The organism is Pseudomonas reactans (genome assembly GCF_013387025.1).
GTDB lineage: Bacteria > Pseudomonadota > Gammaproteobacteria > Pseudomonadales > Pseudomonadaceae > Aquipseudomonas > Aquipseudomonas reactans.
Map to the genome: position 1 here is coordinate 165,124 of NZ_JACAQP010000013.1, position 16,926 is coordinate 182,049.

General features: G+C 61.6%; 14 protein-coding genes. 10 read left to right on the top strand and 4 right to left on the bottom strand.

Going from position 1 to position 16,926, the window contains the following annotated elements:
* Window positions 1–2: 2 nt before the first annotated feature.
* On the bottom strand, window positions 3–419 hold the full coding sequence (locus HX793_RS15915) for a lipoprotein (RefSeq protein WP_177004263.1): 417 nt from the start codon (window positions 417–419) through the stop codon (window positions 3–5).
* Between the two features lie 178 nt (window positions 420–597).
* Between HX793_RS15915 and HX793_RS15920 the strand changes: the two genes are divergently transcribed.
* A complete protein-coding gene (locus HX793_RS15920; protein ID WP_016976739.1) occupies window positions 598–1,476 on the top strand; it encodes a DMT family transporter in 879 nt (292 codons plus the stop codon).
* Between the two features lie 2 nt (window positions 1,477–1,478).
* Here the strand turns inward: HX793_RS15920 and HX793_RS15925 are convergent, their stop codons facing one another.
* A complete protein-coding gene (locus tag HX793_RS15925; RefSeq protein ID WP_016976741.1) occupies window positions 1,479–2,813 on the bottom strand; it encodes an MFS transporter in 1,335 nt (444 codons plus the stop codon).
* 210 nt (window positions 2,814–3,023) lie between these two features.
* On the opposite strand from HX793_RS15925, the gene quiC reads away from it, so the two are divergent.
* Together quiC and HX793_RS15935 are read left to right on the top strand one after the other, a co-directional pair.
* The gene (quiC, locus tag HX793_RS15930) at window positions 3,024–4,925 is read left to right on the top strand and encodes a 3-dehydroshikimate dehydratase QuiC (RefSeq protein ID WP_177095271.1); all 1,902 of its coding nucleotides are present in this window, start codon (window positions 3,024–3,026) and stop codon (window positions 4,923–4,925) included.
* 78 nt (window positions 4,926–5,003) lie between these two features.
* Window positions 5,004–5,645: a TetR/AcrR family transcriptional regulator gene (locus HX793_RS15935; protein ID WP_177095269.1), complete on the top strand. Its 642-nt coding sequence runs from the start codon at window positions 5,004–5,006 to the stop codon at window positions 5,643–5,645.
* A gap of 138 nt (window positions 5,646–5,783) precedes the next feature.
* On the opposite strand, the gene HX793_RS15940 is transcribed toward HX793_RS15935, so the two are convergent.
* Both HX793_RS15940 and aroQ read right to left on the bottom strand, forming a co-directional pair.
* Window positions 5,784–6,632 carry a shikimate dehydrogenase gene (locus HX793_RS15940; protein ID WP_177095267.1) on the bottom strand — a complete coding sequence of 283 codons (849 nt, stop codon included), beginning with the start codon at window positions 6,630–6,632 and terminating at the stop codon, window positions 5,784–5,786.
* A complete protein-coding gene (gene aroQ, locus HX793_RS15945; RefSeq protein ID WP_016976746.1) occupies window positions 6,629–7,078 on the bottom strand; it encodes a type II 3-dehydroquinate dehydratase in 450 nt (149 codons plus the stop codon). The genes HX793_RS15940 and aroQ overlap by 4 nt, the downstream gene beginning before the upstream one ends.
* Before the next feature lie 207 nt (window positions 7,079–7,285).
* Between aroQ and HX793_RS15950 the strand changes: the two genes are divergently transcribed.
* The 7 genes from HX793_RS15950 to HX793_RS15980 all read left to right on the top strand — a co-directional run bounded on the left by HX793_RS15950 (window position 7,286) and on the right by HX793_RS15980 (window position 16,911).
* A complete protein-coding gene (locus HX793_RS15950) occupies window positions 7,286–7,807 on the top strand; it encodes an RNA polymerase sigma factor (RefSeq protein ID WP_028618031.1) in 522 nt (173 codons plus the stop codon).
* 63 nt (window positions 7,808–7,870) lie between these two features.
* Entirely contained in the window at window positions 7,871–8,869 is a 999-nt protein-coding gene (locus HX793_RS15955; RefSeq protein ID WP_177095265.1) for a FecR family protein, read from the top strand.
* A 149-nt stretch (window positions 8,870–9,018) separates the two neighbouring features.
* Window positions 9,019–11,676, top strand: coding sequence for a TonB-dependent receptor (locus HX793_RS15960; protein ID WP_178905521.1), 2,658 nt, complete (start codon window positions 9,019–9,021; stop codon window positions 11,674–11,676).
* 81 nt (window positions 11,677–11,757) lie between these two features.
* Window positions 11,758–12,378 (top strand): heme acquisition protein HasA, encoded by a 621-nt coding sequence (locus HX793_RS15965; protein ID WP_016976750.1) that lies wholly within the window; start codon window positions 11,758–11,760, stop codon window positions 12,376–12,378.
* A 161-nt stretch (window positions 12,379–12,539) separates the two neighbouring features.
* Complete coding sequence (locus HX793_RS15970; protein WP_177095261.1) at window positions 12,540–14,276, top strand: type I secretion system permease/ATPase; 1,737 nt, start codon at window positions 12,540–12,542, stop codon at window positions 14,274–14,276.
* Entirely contained in the window at window positions 14,273–15,598 is a 1,326-nt protein-coding gene (locus HX793_RS15975; protein WP_177095259.1) for an HlyD family type I secretion periplasmic adaptor subunit, read from the top strand. Before HX793_RS15970 ends, HX793_RS15975 begins: the two co-directional genes overlap by 4 nt.
* Window positions 15,595–16,911, top strand: coding sequence for a TolC family outer membrane protein (locus HX793_RS15980; RefSeq protein WP_016976753.1), 1,317 nt, complete (start codon window positions 15,595–15,597; stop codon window positions 16,909–16,911). Before HX793_RS15975 ends, HX793_RS15980 begins: the two co-directional genes overlap by 4 nt.
* The last annotated feature ends 15 nt before the right edge of the window (window positions 16,912–16,926 follow it).

Here is a 16,926-nt window from a genome sequence, read left to right on the forward strand (position 1 = left end):
CGTTAATCGCGGCAATAACCTTCGCCGGTATCGACAATCAGGCAATCCTTTTTATCCGCCAACCATTTCATTCCGGTGGCTTCACCGTTGCCGGCGCTCAGCTGCTGGGGGCCGTCCGGGCGGGTAAAGGCGATGCCATCTTCGTTGGCTTCACCTTTGAAGGTGCCGGCGTCGTCATCATCTAGGCCGTATTTCATGGTCAGCAGGTAGTGACCACGACCGATACTGTCGTCCTTGGCGATGGTCAGGTAGAGGCCTTCGACGCCGATCCATTTGCCGACCCATTTGTCGGTGGGCGGGGTTTGCGGCACCAGGGTGGCTTGTACGGAAGCCGGCGCGGGTTTGGGCGCTTCCTTGGTTTCCTGATTGCAGGCGGTGAGCAGGGCAAGGGCAGAAAGAGCAAAGAGGATTTTTTTCATAGCAGCAAGGCCTTGGTTGAAAAGTGTACAACTGGACGGTCAACGTGCAGCGTTGGACTCGAAACCGGTGATTTAGTGCGCTGTTCGCACGGTGTTTGGTTATGCTCTTGGAGCAGGCTCCGACCCGGCTGCTAGATTACCGGGTTGAGCTCGACCGCGCGCCACACACGAGAATCCGATGACCGTCAGTACCCCTTTATCCGGCGTCAACCATCCCTTCAAGGGCATTTTGCTGATTGTTTTGGCGACGTTTCTGTTTTCCAGTCACGACGCCTTGTCCAAATACCTGGCGGGGTTCTACCCGATCGTGATGGTGGTGTGGGCGCGTTACCTGGTGCACACCTTGTTGATGGCCGGGATTTTCCTGCCGCAGTCGGGCTTGCGCGTGCTGCGCAGCAAGCGACCCGGGATGCAGGTGGTGCGGGCGTTGTGCCTGTTGGGCACCAGTCTGTTTTTTACCGCGGCGCTGCATTACATCCCGCTGGCGGAAGCCACGGCGGTGAACTTCCTGGCGCCGATCCTGGTGACGGCGCTCTCGGTGCCGCTGCTCGGTGAACACGTGACCCGTGGCCAATGGCTGGCGGTGATCTGCGGGTTTGTCGGCGTGCTGATCATCATCCACCCCGGTGGCGAATTGTTCACCCCGGCAGTACTGCTGCCGCTGTGTTCGGCGCTGTTCTTCTGCTTCTACCAACTGCTCACGCGCATTCTCAGCCAATACGACACGCCCACCACCAGCAACTTCTTTGCCGGCCTGTGCAATACCTTGGTGATGAGTGCGATGGTGCCGTTCTTCTGGCAGATCCCGACCCTGTGGCACGGCGCATTGATGCTGGCCCTGGGCACTTGCGGAATGACGGCGCACTTGATGCTGACCCAGGCGTTCCGCTTCGCGGCGCCGGCCTTGCTGGCGCCGTTCGGCTATTGCCAGATCGTGTTCGCGGGGTTGTTGGGCTGGCTGGTGTTCAACCATACCCCCGATGTGACCACGGTGGTCGGCATCGGGGTGATCTGCATGAGCGGGTTGGCCGCTGCCTGGCAGCAGCGGCGTAGGTAGCGTTAGACGTCTACGGTAGGAATCTTGCGCGGCGCCATGAAGTACATCCACGTCAGCGCAATGAAGTACATCGCCGGGATCAGGGTGAACAACACGGTGTAGTTGTTGTTGGTCACCGTCAGGATATGGCCGACGATCTGGGTCATGAACATGCCACCGATGGCCGCGCACATGCCGCCGAAACCGAACACCGTGCTCATCATGTGCTTGGGCGTGTAGTCCATCACCAGGCTCCAGATGTTCGCGGTCCAGGCCTGGTGCGCGCCGATGGCCAGGGAGATGGCAAACACCGCGACCCACAGTTGGCTGGAGCCGGCCGCCATGATCACGCCGACGATGCAGCAGGCAAACAGCAGCATCGACAGCAACCGCGCCTTGATCGAGTTCATGCCACGACCGATCAGGAACGACGACAGAATCCCCCCACCCACGCTGCCGAAATCTGCCGTCAGGTAGATGATGATCAGCGGAATGCCCATCTGAGTCACGTTGATGCCCAGGTTGTATTGCTGGTTCAGGAACGGCGGCAGCCAATACAGGTAGAACCAGAATACCGGCGCGGTGAGCGCATAGGCGATGGCGAAGGCCCAGGTGCCGCGCATGCGCAGGATCCGGCTGAACGGTACGCCCGGTTGTTCCGGTTCGACTTGCTGTTGCACGTAGTCCAATTCGGATTGTTTAACCGTCGGATGGTCTTCCGGGTTGTAGTACTTCAAGCCCCAGAACACCAGCCAGATCGCGCCAAGCGAGGCCATGCACAGGAACGCCGCCTGCCAGCCCCACACGTGGAGGATCAATGGCAGCAGCATCGGCGTCATCATCGCGCCGACGTTAGTGCCGGCGTTGAAGATGCCCGTGGCCACGGCGCGCTCGCCAGCCGGGAACCACAGACGCGTGGTTTTCACGCACGCCGGGTAGTTGGCGGCTTCGGTCAGCCCGAGGATAAAGCGACACACCATAAAGCCGACCGCCGAGGTCGCAAGGCCATGGGCGCCGGTCGCCAGGCTCCACAACAGCACCGCGCAGAAGAACACACGTTTCACGCCCACCCGGTCGATCAAACGACCCTGCAGCACAAAACCGATGGCGTAGCCGACCTGGAACCAGAAGTTGATGTTGGCGTAGTCCATCGCCGTCCAGCTCATCTCTTTGGCGAGGATGGGCTGCATGACGCCCAGCGCGGCGCGGTCGATGTAGTTGAGGGTGGTGGCGAAAAACACCAGGGCCAACATGCCCCAGCGCGTTTTGCCCACGGCGAGGGCGCCGCGGATCTTGTCGCCGATGCCGGCGTGCGGGGTGCCGTGGCGCGCGGCCAGGGCGGAGTTTTGCAGAGGCATGAGGTCGTACCCGTTTTTTGAAATTTTTATGGTGTGTTCTGGGTCTGTTACGTCATCGATGGTGCGCAGTGGCTAAAAAATCGTCAATTCGCCAAAGGGGCATAGTGTTCGATAATCGCACCAAAAACTAACTGGTTCGTACATTTTAATTGCTGCGGGTAGGCTAGGGGCGAATAATTTGCCACAAACAACAATTGCCGGGAGTCGCCCATGCAACGTTCCATCGCCACTGTTTCCTTGAGCGGAACCCTGCCGGAAAAGCTCGAAGCCATTGCCGCCGCCGGGTTTGATGGCGTCGAGGTCTTTGAGAACGACTTGTTGTATTACGACGGCAGCCCCCGCGAAGTTAGGCAAATGTGCGCCGACCTCGGCATTGCCATCACCTTGTTCCAGCCGTTTCGCGACTTTGAAGGCTGCCGCCGCGACCGCCTGGCGCGCAACCTGGAACGTGCCGAGCGCAAATTCGATTTGATGCAGGAACTGGGCACCGACCTGGTGCTGGTGTGCAGCAATGCCTCGGCCGACAGCGTGGGTGATGAGCGCATTTTGCTGGATGACCTGAGCCTGCTCGCCGAACACGCCGGCCGCCGTGGCCTGCGTATTGGCTACGAAGCGTTGGCCTGGGGCAAGCACGTGAACACCTGGCAGCAGGTGTGGAACCTGGTGCGTCAGGTCGATCACCCCAGCCTCGGTGTATTGCTCGACAGCTTTCACACCCTGTCGCTCAAAGGCGACCCGAGTGCGATTGCCGAGATTCCCGGCGACAAGATTTTCTTCGTGCAAATGGCCGACGCGCCGATCCTGGCCATGGACGTGCTGGAGTGGAGCCGGCATTTCCGCTGCTTCCCCGGCCAAGGCGAATTCGACCTGGCGGGGTTCCTCGCGCCGATCATCAAGAGTGGCTACACCGGGCCGCTGTCCCTGGAGATTTTCAACGACGGCTTCCGCGCCGCGCCGACTCGCGCGAACGCGGCGGATGGCCTGCGCTCCCTGCTGTACCTGGAAGAGAAAACCCGCGAGCGCCTGAAGCAAGAAGCGCCAGCGCAGCCTGTTGAGATTCTGTTCGATACCCCGGCCGCCAGCGAGTACGACGGCATCGAGTTCCTGGAGTTTGCCGTGGATGAAAGCCTCGGCGCCAAGCTGACTCACTGGCTGGAACGCCTGGGTTTCGTCAAGGCCGGGCAGCACCGCTCCAAGAGCGTGAGCCTGTTGCGCCAGGGTGATATCAACCTGATCCTCAACTGTGAACCCTATTCCTTCGCCCACAACTTCTTCGAGGCTCATGGACCGTCGTTGTGCGCCACGGCGATTCGGGTCAAAGACAGCGCCAAAGCCCTGCAGCGGGCGGTGGCGTACAAAGGCCAGCCGTATCGCGGCCTGGTTGGGCCCAATGAGCTGGAGTTGGCGGCGGTACGTGCGCCGGATGGCAGCCTGATTTACCTGGTGGACCAGAGTGAAGGCGGCCTCTACGACACCGACTTCAACCTGCAACCTGCCGCGTCATCCAGCGGCGGCTTGCTGCGCATCGACCACATGGCCATGGCCTTGCCGGCCGACAGCCTCGACAGTTGGGTGCTGTTCTACAAGAGCCTGCTGGATTTCGAAGCCGACGACGAAGTGGTGCTGCCGGACCCTTACGGTCTGGTAAAAAGCCGCGCGCTGCGCAGCCGTTGCAGTTCGATCCGCCTGCCGCTGAACATCTCCGAGAACCGCAACACGGCGATTTCCCACGCACTGTCGAGCTATCGCGGCTCGGGCGTGCATCACATTGCCTTCGACTGCGCGGATATTTTCGCCGAGGTGCGCCGCGCCAAAGAGGCGGGTGTGCCGCTGCTGGATATCCCGCTCAACTACTACGACGACCTGGCAGCGCGGTTCGATTTCGACGATGAGTTCCTCAGTGAGTTGGCGTACTACAACGTGCTGTACGACCGCGACGCCCAGGGCGGTGAGTTGTTTCATGTGTACACCGAGCCGTTCGAAGGGCGGTTTTTCTTCGAGATCATCCAGCGCAAGAATGGCTATGCCGGCTACGGCGCGGCCAATGTAGCGGTGCGTCTGGCGGCGATGGCAAAATCGCGCAGCGGTGCGGTGCGTCAGGCGCGTTTATAACGGTGGGTCAGGTGCTTTCTTTCAGGCCGCATCGCGGCCCATAATCACGGCCTGCATAACACTGGCCGTGAGCGCACCATGACCACCGAGGCACCTCGCAAGAGTCGTAAGAACAATCCGGAAAAGACCCGCGAAAACATACTCCAGGAAGCCATCGTCGAGTTTGTCCAGCAAGGCCTTTCCGGCGCTCGCGTGGACGCGATCGCCGAGCGTATCCACACGTCCAAGCGCATGATCTATTACTACTTCGGCAGCAAGGAGCAGTTGTACGTCGAGGTGCTGGAGAAACTCTACGGCGACATCCGCAACACCGAAACCCGCATGAACCTCACCGCGCTGGAGCCGCGCGAGGCGATCCGGCGGCTGGTGGAATTCACCTTTGATCACCATGATCAGAACGTGGACTTCGTGCGCATCGTCAGCATCGAAAATATCCACAATGCCGAGTACGTGAAGCGCACCGAAACCATCAAGGCGATGAACAGCAAGATCCTTGAAGGGCTGGGCGAAACCTTGCGCCGTGGTGCCGAGCTGGGCTTGTTCCGCGAAGGGCTGGAGCCGTTGGACGTGCACCTGCTGATCAACTCGTTCAGCTTTTACCGGGTGTCAAACCGCCATACCTTCAGTGAGATTTTTCAGATCGACCTGTCGGATGAGGCGGTTAAACAGCGGCATCGGGACATGATTTGTGATTCGGTGATGCGTTACCTGCAGGCCTGAAGTCTCAGGTTGGAATGCATTCAAAATGTGGGAGGGGGCTTGCCCCCGATGACAGTGGGTCAGCTACAGATAAGCTGGCTGATCCACCGCTATCGGGGGCAAGCCCCCTCCCACATTTGGATTTTCATTCCAACCCAGTTAGGTATTCATGCTTTGGAAATGCGCCAGCATGCGCTGCGCATCCGGCACTTCCCCACTGAACAGCTCAAACGCCTTCACCGCCTGAAACACCGCCATGTTGCCGCCATCCAAGGTGCGGCAACCCAAGGCGCGGGCGTCGCGCAGCAGTTCGGTTTCCAGCGGGAAATACACGATCTCCGCCACCCACAATTCCGCGCGTAGCCAGGTGGCAGGAACCGGTGTGCCCGGCAGCTTGGCCATGCCCATCGGCGTGGTGTTGACCAAACCATCGGCCTCGGCCAGGGCATTTTCCAGTTGATTGCCAACTTGGGCCCGACCGGCGCCGAAACGCTGCGCAAGGTTATCCACAAGGTCGCGGGCGCGGCTGATGTCCACGTCAAAAATACTCAAGTGCTCCACACCTTCCGCCAGCAGCGCATGCGCCACCGCCGCGCCCGCGCCACCGGCGCCCATCTGCACCACGCGTTGGCGTGGCACATCCTTCAGGTTGCGCCGAAAGCCTTCGGCGAACCCCAGGCAATCGGTGTTGTGGCCGATGCGCTTGCCGTCCTTGAACACCACGGTGTTGACCGCGCCAATGCCGCGAGCCTCGTCGGACAATTCATCGAGCAACGGCAGGATTGCCTGTTTGCACGGGTAGGTAATGTTCAGCCCGGTGAAGTGCATCAACTCGGCGGCGTCCAGCAAGTCGGGCAGGGCGTTGGTGTCCAGGTGCAGTGGCTCAAGGTCGATCAGGCGATACAGGTAGCGCAGGCCTTGGGCGTCGCCTTCTTGCTCATGCAGGGCGGGCGTGCGGGAGGCCTGGATGCCGGTGCCGATCAGGCCGGCGAGAATGCGCGGTTTCATCGGGCCGACCCTTTGAGCAACTGGCTGAAATGTTCCAGGGCCAGGTGATAGCCGTGGCTGCCGAAGCCCGCGAGGACGGCCTTGGCAATGGGCGACACAAACGAGTGGTGCCGGAACGCTTCACGGGCATGCACGTTGGAGAGGTGCACTTCGATCACCGGCACTTCACTGGCCACCAGCGCGTCACGAATCGCCACCGAGGTGTGGGTCCAGGCCGCCGGGTTGATCACGATACCGGCGCAACGCGCACGGGCGCCGTGGATCCAGTCGAGCAGTTCGCCTTCGTGGTTGGTCTGGCGGAATTCGATTCTCAGCCCCAGCTGTTCGGCGCTGCGACCACACAGGGCGGCGATATCGGCCAGGGTTTCATGGCCGTAGGTGGCGGGCTCGCGGGTGCCGAGCAGGTTGAGGTTGGGGCCGTTGAGCACCAGCACGATAGGCGACATGGGATGTATCTCCACAGTTCTTGTTAGTTGTGCAGATAAAATGTACTGGTTAGTTAATTTGGTCAATTGATGGCGGCAGATATGTTCGATTACCGAACTGTTAATCAGACCTTTCATACAAGCGGATCAGATTAGATATCAATTGAAAATCATTCTCGACAACGCTTAATATGCCCGCCTGTTTCCTTTACATTCCAGGGAGTCGGTTTGTCGGACGTGGATCTCAAGGGCCTGTTTCTCAAGCATGCCGATACCCTGCGCGGGTATCTGGCGCGCAAGGTACGGGACCCGCAGTTGGCCGCAGACCTGGTGCAGGAGAGTTTCCTGCGCCTGGCCGAAAAGCCGGCCGGCGAGCGCATCGACAACTCCCAGGGCTATCTCTATCGAACGGCGAGCAATCTGCTGATCGACCATATTCGCCAGGAAGCGCGGCGCAAGACAGACTCCGTGCCCCATGAGGCGCTGGCCGAGATTGAAGATGAAGTGGCCGGGTTGGAGGCTCAGGCAATGGCGCAGCAACAGCGACAGGCATTGAAGCAGGCACTGGCGGAATTGCCGGAACGCACCCAGCAGATTTTCCGTCTCAACCGCATCGAAGGCATGACCCACGCCCAGGTCGCCCGGCACCTGGACATCTCCGACAGCTCCGTACAAAAGCACCTGGCCAAGGCGTTGGCCTACGTGATGCAGCGCCTGCAGGACGGCGAAGTGGCGCCATCCGACGAATGAGTTACCGAAATGCGCCACCTCAGACGTCACAGCGTTACATAACGAAAAATTCGAGATTCACACGTGAATAGCCAGGGTCCGCAACAGCACAGCATTACCGAGGCGGCCGCCGAGTGGGCGGTGCGCTTGCACGCCGGTGCCCTGACCGAACAGGAGCAGGCCGAGCTGCAGCATTGGATCGCCTGCGACAGCCGCCATGAAGCGGCCTTGCGTTTTGCCGAACAGACCTGGGCGGCGTTGGGCGATGTGTACAAGGACGAGCCCGTGCACCGCCAGCGTCCGTCAGCGGCAACGATGCCTGTGCGCCGCTCCAGGCGGCGAAGCCCATGGCAACGCGCGGCCGCCGTCGCATTGGTCGTGATCGTGGCCGGTGTTGGCTGGGTGCGCGGGCCGGACGTGTTGCTGCGCGTGCAAGCCGATTACATCACCGCGAAAGGCGAGGTGCGCACCGTGCACCTGGCCGACGGCAGCAAGGTCGAGCTGGATTCCGCCAGTGCCATCCGCCTGGACTACGACGGTGTGCAACGGCGCATCAGCCTGCTCCAAGGCTCGGCAATTTTTGACGTGGCGCCGATGGTCGGTGAGGAAACCCGGCCGTTTGTGGTGCAAAGCGCCGGCGGCCAGACCCGCGCGCTGGGCACGCGGTTTGTGGTAGAGCGTGAAGACGACAGTCAGGCGTGGGTTGGCGTGCTGGAACACAGTGTCGAGGTGTCCCTGAACGCGACGCCGAAAAAGGGCCCGTCCGACAGGGTGGTCCAGGAAGGCCTGGCCGTACGCTACAGCCCTCAGCAAGGCATCGTGCCCTTGGACCAACTCGATGTTGCGCGCGCCACCAGCTGGCGGCGCGGTGTGTTGATCTTTGATCGCCAGCCGTTGGCCACTGTCATCGAACAGCTCAACCGCTACCGTCCCGGGCGCGTGGTGTTGACCGACTCGGCCCTCGGCGAGCGTGAAGTCAGCGGCGTGTTCCGCCTCGATATGCTCGACGCCGCCCTTGCCACACTTACCCAGGAACTCCAGGTGCAACGCCTGGACCTGGCTGGCCTCAGCCTGATCTATTGATGACCCGGTGGGGGCTTGCTCCCACCGCCTGAAATCCCCCTGCCTGAAAAACTTTCAAAAAATCTTACTGACTTCCTGCGCGTCGCACGTCTTGCTAGGTGAGAAGCATTCGCATAAACAAAAAACGCTTAGCGCAGGGAACAACAGAAATGTCAGCACTCAACAAGGGGCGTATCACCGTTAGCCGGTTAGCCCTGGCCATCCACTTGGGCCTGTTCGCCATCGCGGCTCCGGTGTACGCCGCGCAACCTCAGGTGAAGGCTGCACAGCCCGCCGTGCTGACGATTGATATTCCTGCGCAGTCCCTGGGTAGCGCCGTGCTGGCGTTCGCCGACCAGGCCGGCCTGCAAGTGCTGTTCGACAGCCAGCGTCTGGAAGGCTTGCAGAGTACGGCGGTGAAAGGGCGGTACAGCGTGCAGGAAGGCTTGGCGCGTTTGTTGGGCAATGCACCGGTGGAGTACCGCTTCAACGGCGAGCGCCAAGTCACCCTGACCCGTGTTGAGCAGAGCGGCGCCGCCTTGGCGCTGGCGACCACGACAATCACCGGCCTGCACCCCAACGATTGGGTGTATTCATCGCCCCGCTCGGTGAGTGTGGTCGGGCGCGAGCAGTTGGACCGAAATCCGCCCCGGCACGCTGCTGAAATGCTGGAGGAGGCACCGGGCGTCTACTCGGCGGTCAGCCAGCAAGACCCTGGCTTGTCGGTGAATATTCGCGGCATCCAGGACTACGGCCGGGTCAACATGTCGGTGGACGGCATGCGTCAGAACTATCAGCAAAGCGGCCACCAGCAACGCAATGGCACGCTGTATGTCGACCCGGAGTTGCTGTCTGAAGTGGTGATCGAGAAGGGCGCCACTTCAACGATGGGTGGGGCGGGCGTGATCGGCGGGGTCGCCAACTTTCGCACCGTGGAAGCGGCGGACCTGCTCAAGGGCGGCAAGGAAATCGGCGGGCGTATCCGCTTGACCACGGGGCTGGGCGGGCGCAGCAACGGCACGCACTTTATCGGCAGCTCGGCGTTTGCGGTGGGCACCGACGTGTGGGACATGTTGGTGGCGGCCAGTGAGCGTCACCTCGGTGACTATAAGCCCGGCACCCAGGGCAGCATTGGCGAGCTGCGCACCGGCAGTTCCTTTCTGGCGGCCAGTGAAGACCGAATCAAGCATTCCACTGTGGAATACACTGGTTCGGTGATGCGCTCGCGACTGCTCAAGCTGGGTCTCAACTTGCCGGTGGATCAGCGTTTGCAACTGAGCTACCTGACCACCGAAGTCGGCTACGACGACGTCAACATGATGACCGCCGAAAAAGCCCAGCTCTGGGAGAAGCTCGGCAGCAGTGACGTCACGGCGCAGAACTTCGCGCTGGACTACAGCTACACGCCGGACAACCCGCTGATCGATTTCAAGGCCAAGCTGTATTACGTCGATACCCGCAACGATCAGTCCACGCTGACCCGTGGCAGTAGCAAGGGCTACGACGTTACCTACCAGACCAACACCTATGGTTTCCAGGCACAGAACATCTCGACCTTTGCCTTGAGCGAACTGTCCGTGATCAAGGCCAACTATGGCCTGGAGTTTTTCTACGACAAGGTCCGCCCGGACTCCAACCAGATGGTGGCCGCCGACTCGGCCGTGACGGCCTCGGCGGCGGAAAGCATCACGCCCAGGGGCGACCGGGCAATGGGCAGCCTGTTCACTCGCCTGGACTTCGACTACGACAACTGGCTGAACCTCAACGCCGGGTTGCGCTACGACCGCTATCGGCTGCGCGGCGAAACCGGTTTGAACACGCGTACGTTCATCATCGGCACCACGCGGCAAGTGGGGTTGCCCATGACCTATGACGTGGATCGGGAAGAGGGGCATTTCTCGCCCACCTTTGGCCTGTCGATCAAGCCAGGCGTGGATTGGCTGCAACTGTTCGCCACGTACGGCAAGGGCTGGCGCCCGCCGGCAGTCACCGAAACGTTGGTGAGTGGCCGGCCACATGGCGGGGGCTCGGAGTCGATTTTCCCCAACCCCTACTTGAAGCCTGAGACGTCCACGTCGTGGGAGGTTGGCTTCAATGTGTTGAAGGAAGACCTGCTGTTCTCCGAAGATCGCGTGGGCGTGAAAGTGTCCTATTTCAACACCCGTGTGGACGACTTTTCCTATATGGCCCTGGGGGTACAGCCGCCGGGTTATGGCATCGCCAATATCGGCAATGCGGCGTATGTGAACAACCTGGAGACCACGCGTTTTCGCGGCCTTGAATACCAGTTGGATTACGACGCCGGGTTCGCCTACGGCCAGTTCAACTACACGCGCATGCTCGGCAGCAATAAGTTCTGCAGCAAGACTGCATGGTTGGGCGGTGTGACCAAGATCCAGAAAGGGCCGGGTAGCCGGGCGCCGGTAGACGCGATGGTGCCGGATGACGTGGCCAATGCGGGGCAGAGTTGCAGCGCGATCCTGGGCTCCTCCGAGCACATGCCGATGGATCGCGGCACCGCGACGCTGGGCGCGCGCTTCCTTGAGCGCAAGTTGGATGTGGGTGTTCGCGCCCGCTATAGCGGCGGTTACTACGTCAAAAGCGGCGTCGGCGTGACCACTTCGCAAACCGGCGTGTACCCGGCCGACTGGAAGCCCTACACCGTCTATGACCTCTACAGCAGCTACCGCGCCACCGACCAGTTGACCTTGCGCCTGGCCATGGAAAACGTCACCGACCGCGCCTACCTGGTGCCGCTGGGCGACGTGTTGGCCTTCACCCTGGGGCGTGGGCGCACGTTGCAGGGCACCGTTGAATATCAGTTCTGACCGATTTTGCCCAGTGACGGGCAAAACCACAGCAGGCAGTGGCTTGCTGTGGGGATACCACCCCATGACTTGGAGTTTTGCATGAGCATTTCTATTTCATACAGCACGGCCTACGCCACTAACACCGTTGCCCAGTACCTGAGCGACTGGTCGGCTTACTTTGGTGACCTGAACCACCGTGAGGGTTCGGTCAAAGAAGGTTCGAACACTGGTGGTTTCAATCCTGGCCCGTTCGATGGCACCCAATACGGTGTGTCGAGCACTGTCAGCAACGCGGCAGTGGTTGCTAACGGTGACCTGCATTACACCTTGTTCAATCCGCCGTCGCACACCTTGTGGGGTTCGATCGACTCCCTGGACCTGGGCACCATCCTGACGGGCGGTGCGGCCGGCGGTACCTACAGCCTCGCCGAGCAGGAAGTCAGCTTCGCCAACCTGGGCCTGTCGAGCCTGCAATCCGAAGGCCGTGACGGTCAGGTGCACAAAATCGTGTACGGCCTGATGAGCGGCGACAGCTCGGCACTGGCTTCGGCGATCGACTCCCTGCTCAAGGACATCGACCCAAGCCTGTCGATCAACTCGACGTTCGACCAGTTGGCGGCTGTCGGTGTGGCCCATGTGGACTCGGCTGCGGTCGCAGCGTCCGATGTGGCGCTGGTGGGCGTGCAAGATGTGCCTCAGGACTTCGCCCTGGCCGCTTAAGCAAAAAAGCGAATGGCAGATCGCTCTCCCATTCGCCGTTTTACACACCGCTGTCGCCAAGCCTTCTAACTCTTCAGCGACGGCGGTGCCGAATTCTGCGCAGCGTCGCTTTGCCTGTCAACGCGGCGGCGCTGCCCGCTCAACCCCATGAGAATCCCCAGATGCGCCACGCCGGCAACGAAACCCTGGCCGCCCTCACGGCCTATAAAAGTGGCTTCTTCAACATCGGCCTGTTCTCGGCGGTGATCAACCTGCTGATGCTCGCCCCGGCGCTGTACATGTTGCAGGTGTACGATCGGGTGCTGGCCTCGGGCAATGAGATGACCCTGCTCATGCTCACGCTGATGATCCTCGGCCTGTTCGGCCTGATGGGGGCGTTGGAATGGGTGCGCAGCCAGGTGGTGATCCGCCTCGGCACGCAGATGGACATGCGCTTGAACCAGCGGGTGTACGACGCCGCGTTCGAAGCGCAACTCAAGGGCGGCACCCAGGCGGCGGGCCAGGCGTTGCATGACCTGACCACGCTGCGCCAGTTCGCCACCGGCCAGGCGTTGTTCGCGTTCTTCGATGCGCCTTGGTTTCCGGTGTACTTGTTGGTGATATTCCTGTTTCACCCCTGGCTCGGGGTGTTGGCGCTGGTCGGCGCGCTATTGTTGATCGTGCTGGCGTGGGTCAACCATCACGTCAGCCAGGCGCCGATGGCCTTGGCCAGCCAACTGTCCATCAGCGCCAGCCAGCAGGCCACGGCCAACCTGCGTAATGCCGACACCATCGAAGCCATGGGCATGCTCGCCACGTTGCGTGCGCGTTGGTTCGGCCAGCATCAGGCGTTTTTGGCGCAGCAGAACCTGGCGAGTGAAAAGACCGCCACCGTTACCGCGTGGTCCAAGGGCGTGCGCCTGGCGTTGCAATCCCTGGTGTTGGGCCTGGGCGCCTTGCTGGCAGTGCAGGGCGAAATCACGCCGGGGATGATGATTGCCGGTTCGATCTTGATGGGCCGCGTGCTGAGCCCCATCGACCAGTTGATCGGCGTGTGGAAGCAGTGGGGCTCGGCGCGCCTGGCCTTCGATCGGTTGTCGCAGATGCTGGCGGCGAATCCCGCGCGCCCGCAGCGCATGGCGCTGCCGGTGCCCAAAGGCCAACTGAGCGTCGAACAGATCAGCGCCTGTGCCCCCGGCAGCCGTCGGCCCGCGTTGGCCAATCTGGGCTTTAACCTGGCAGCAGGAGAAGTCTTGGGCGTGATCGGGCCATCGGGCTGCGGCAAATCCACCCTGGCGCGGATTCTGGTGGGTGCTTGGGCGCCCCTGGCCGGCAAGGTGCGACTGGACGGCGCTGATCTGGCCTTGTGGGACAAGCAGCAGTTGGGCCCGCACATCGGCTACCTGCCGCAAGACATCCAGCTGTTCGCCGGGAGCATCGCGGAAAACGTTGCGCGGTTTGCTGAGGTCGATGCGGATAAAGTCCTCGCGGCTGCACAAATGGCCGGCGTGCATGAGCTGATCCTGCAACTGCCCCAAGGCTACGACACGCAATTGGGGGAGGGCGGCGCCGGGCTTTCCGGCGGCCAGAAGCAGCGCGTTGCGCTGGCCCGCGCGCTGTACGGTCTGCCTGCGCTGATCGTGCTGGATGAGCCCAACGCCAACCTGGATGAAGTGGGCGAGCAGGCCTTGCTCCAGGCGATCGTCCAGCTCAAGCAACAGCGCCGCACCGTGATCCTGATCACCCACAAACCCAACGTACTGACACTGACCGACCAGTTGCTGATCCTCAAGGAAGGCCAGTTGCAGGCCTTCGGGCCGACGGCGCGTGTGTTGGAGGCACGGCAGAAACCGGCAGCGCCCAAACCGGTATCGACCATGAGCATGAGTTACCGCCTCGGTGAAGGAAAACAGGCATGAACCCGAGCAAACCTGTATTGATCAGCGATGCGCCCAATAATGTGCTGGCGCTGGATGACAAAAAGTACTCGCGCCTGGGCTGGCTGTTGGTACTCGGCGGTTTTGCCGGCTTCCTCGGCTGGGCCGCGCTGGCACCGTTGGACAAGGGCGTGGCAGTGCCGGGCAAGGTCATGGTGTCGGGCCATCGCAAGACCGTGCAGCACCCGGCCGGTGGCATCGTCGAGCGTATCGACGTGCGCGACGGTGACGTGGTGAGCGCCGGTCAAGTGTTGTTGCGCTTGAAGGAAACCCCGTTGCGCGGGCAGATGCAGTCCCTGCGCAGCCAGTACCTGGCGTCCCTGGCCAGCGAGGCGCGCTTGAGTGCCGAAAGTGAAGGGTTGGCGGCGATCACCTTCGGCCCCGAATTGCTCAACGATCCGGAGGCGGTGGGCACCTTGAGCCTGCAACGGCAGTTGTTCAATAGCCGCGCCCAGGCCTTGGCCACCGAGCAACAAGGCCTGCGTGAAACCATCGCCGGGGCCGAGGCGCAACTGCGCGGTACGCGGGATTCGCAAGCGAGCAAAGTCCAGCAGCGCGCAGCGCTGAATGAGCAGTTGAAGGGCCTACGCGAATTGGCGCGCGATGGTTATATCCCACGCAACCGCCTGCTCGACAGCGAGCGACTGTATTCACAGATCGACGGCGCCATCGCCGAGGACTACGGTCGCATCGGCCAACTGCAACGCCAGGTGATGGAACTGCGCCTGCGCATCCGCCAGCTCGGCGAAGACTTCCAGAAAGACCTGCGCGGCCAGTTGGCCGAGACCCGCACCCGCAGCGACGACCTGCGCAATCGCCTGGCTTCGGCCGAGTTCGAATTGGCCAACAGCCTGTTGCGTGCGCCCGCAAGCGGCGTGGTGGTGGGGTTGGACGTGTACACCGAAGGCGGCGTGATCAAGCCCGGCCAGCCGTTGATGGACATCGTGCCCCAGGGCGAGCCCTTGCTGGTGGAGGCGCGGGTGCCGGTGCAGATGGTCGACAAGGTGCACCCCGGCCTGCCGGTGGAATTGATGTTTTCGGCCTTCAACCAATCCACCACTCCACGGGTGGCCGGCGAGGTGACGTTGGTCTCGGCGGACCGCCAGGTCGATGAGCGCACCGATGAGCCCTATTACACGCTGCGCGCCCAGGTCAGCGCGGCCGGTATGCAGCAACTGGACGGCGTGCAGATCCGTCCGGGCATGCCGGTGGAAACCTTCGTCAAGACCGGCGAGCGCTCGATGCTCAACTACCTGTTCAAACCCCTGATGGATCGCACCCATATGGCCCTGGTGGAAGAATGAAGGCGCTGTTGTTGACCTTGTGTTTCGGTTGTTCCTCGGCGGCGCACGCCCTGGGTTTGCTGGATGCCTACGACTTGGCTCTACGTAATGATCCGACGTTTCAGGCCGCCATTCAGGAGCGTGACGGCGGTGAAGAAAATCGTGCGATCGGTCGTGCGGCGTTGTTGCCCAATTTATCGTGGAGCTATAACAACTCGCGCAACGAGTCCGAAGTGACGGCGGGGGATGTCAAAAGCGACCGTGATTACCGCAGTTACGCGTCGACCCTGACCTTGCAGCAACCGCTTCTGGATTACGAAGCCTATGCGCGTTTTCGCCAGGGCACCGCTCAGGCATTGATGGCGGATGAGCGCTTTCGCGGTAAGAGCCAGGAATTGGCGGTGCGGGTACTCAACGCTTACAGCCAGGCGTTATTGGCCCAGGAACGCATTGAGCTGAGCCGCGCACAGAAACGCGCGTATGCCGAGCGCCTGCAACTCAATGATCGCCTGTTGAAAGGCGGTGAAGGTACACGCACCGATGTGCTGGAAACCCAGGCGCGTTTGAGCCTGGCCCAGGCTGAAGAGATCGAATCCCAAGACGTCCAGGACAGTGCCTTGCGCGAGCTGGAAGCCATCGTCGGCCAACCGTTACAGATCGAAGAGCTGGCACCGCTGGCGCGCCAATTCGAGATTGCGCCCCTGGAACCCAATCGTTTCGAGACGTGGCGTGAACTGGCCATGGCCAACAACCCGGAGCTCAAATCCCAGCACCATGCCCTGGACGTGGCCTCCTATGAAGTGGAACGCAAACGCGCAGGCCATCTGCCCAAGGTCAGCTTGTACGCCACCAGCCGCCAGACCAACTCCGACTCGGAAAGCAGCTACAACCAGAAGTACGACACCAACACCGTCGGCATTCAGGTCAGCCTGCCACTGTTTGCCGGCGGGGGTGTGTCGGCGTCCACCCGCCAGGCGGCCAACCAGTTGTCCCAGGCCCAATACGAGCTGGACGCGCAAACCTCGGCCACCCTGGTGGAGTTGCGCAAGCAGTTCAACCTCAACACCAGCGGTGCGGCCAAAGTGCGCGCCTATGAGATGGCCGTCAGCTCCGCCACGGCCTTGGTTGCCGCGACGAAAAAGAGTGTGGCCGGTGGCGAGCGGGTCAACCTCGATGTGCTCGACGCCGAACAACAACTCTTCACCGCCCGCCGTGATTTGGCGAATGCGCGACATGCCTATCTGCTGGCGAGGATTCAGCTGAAGTATTACGCGGGGTTGCTGAGCGAGCAGGACTTGCGGGCCTTGGCGGGGTATTTCCAGCCCTCGGCATGAGTGGTTACAACCCGG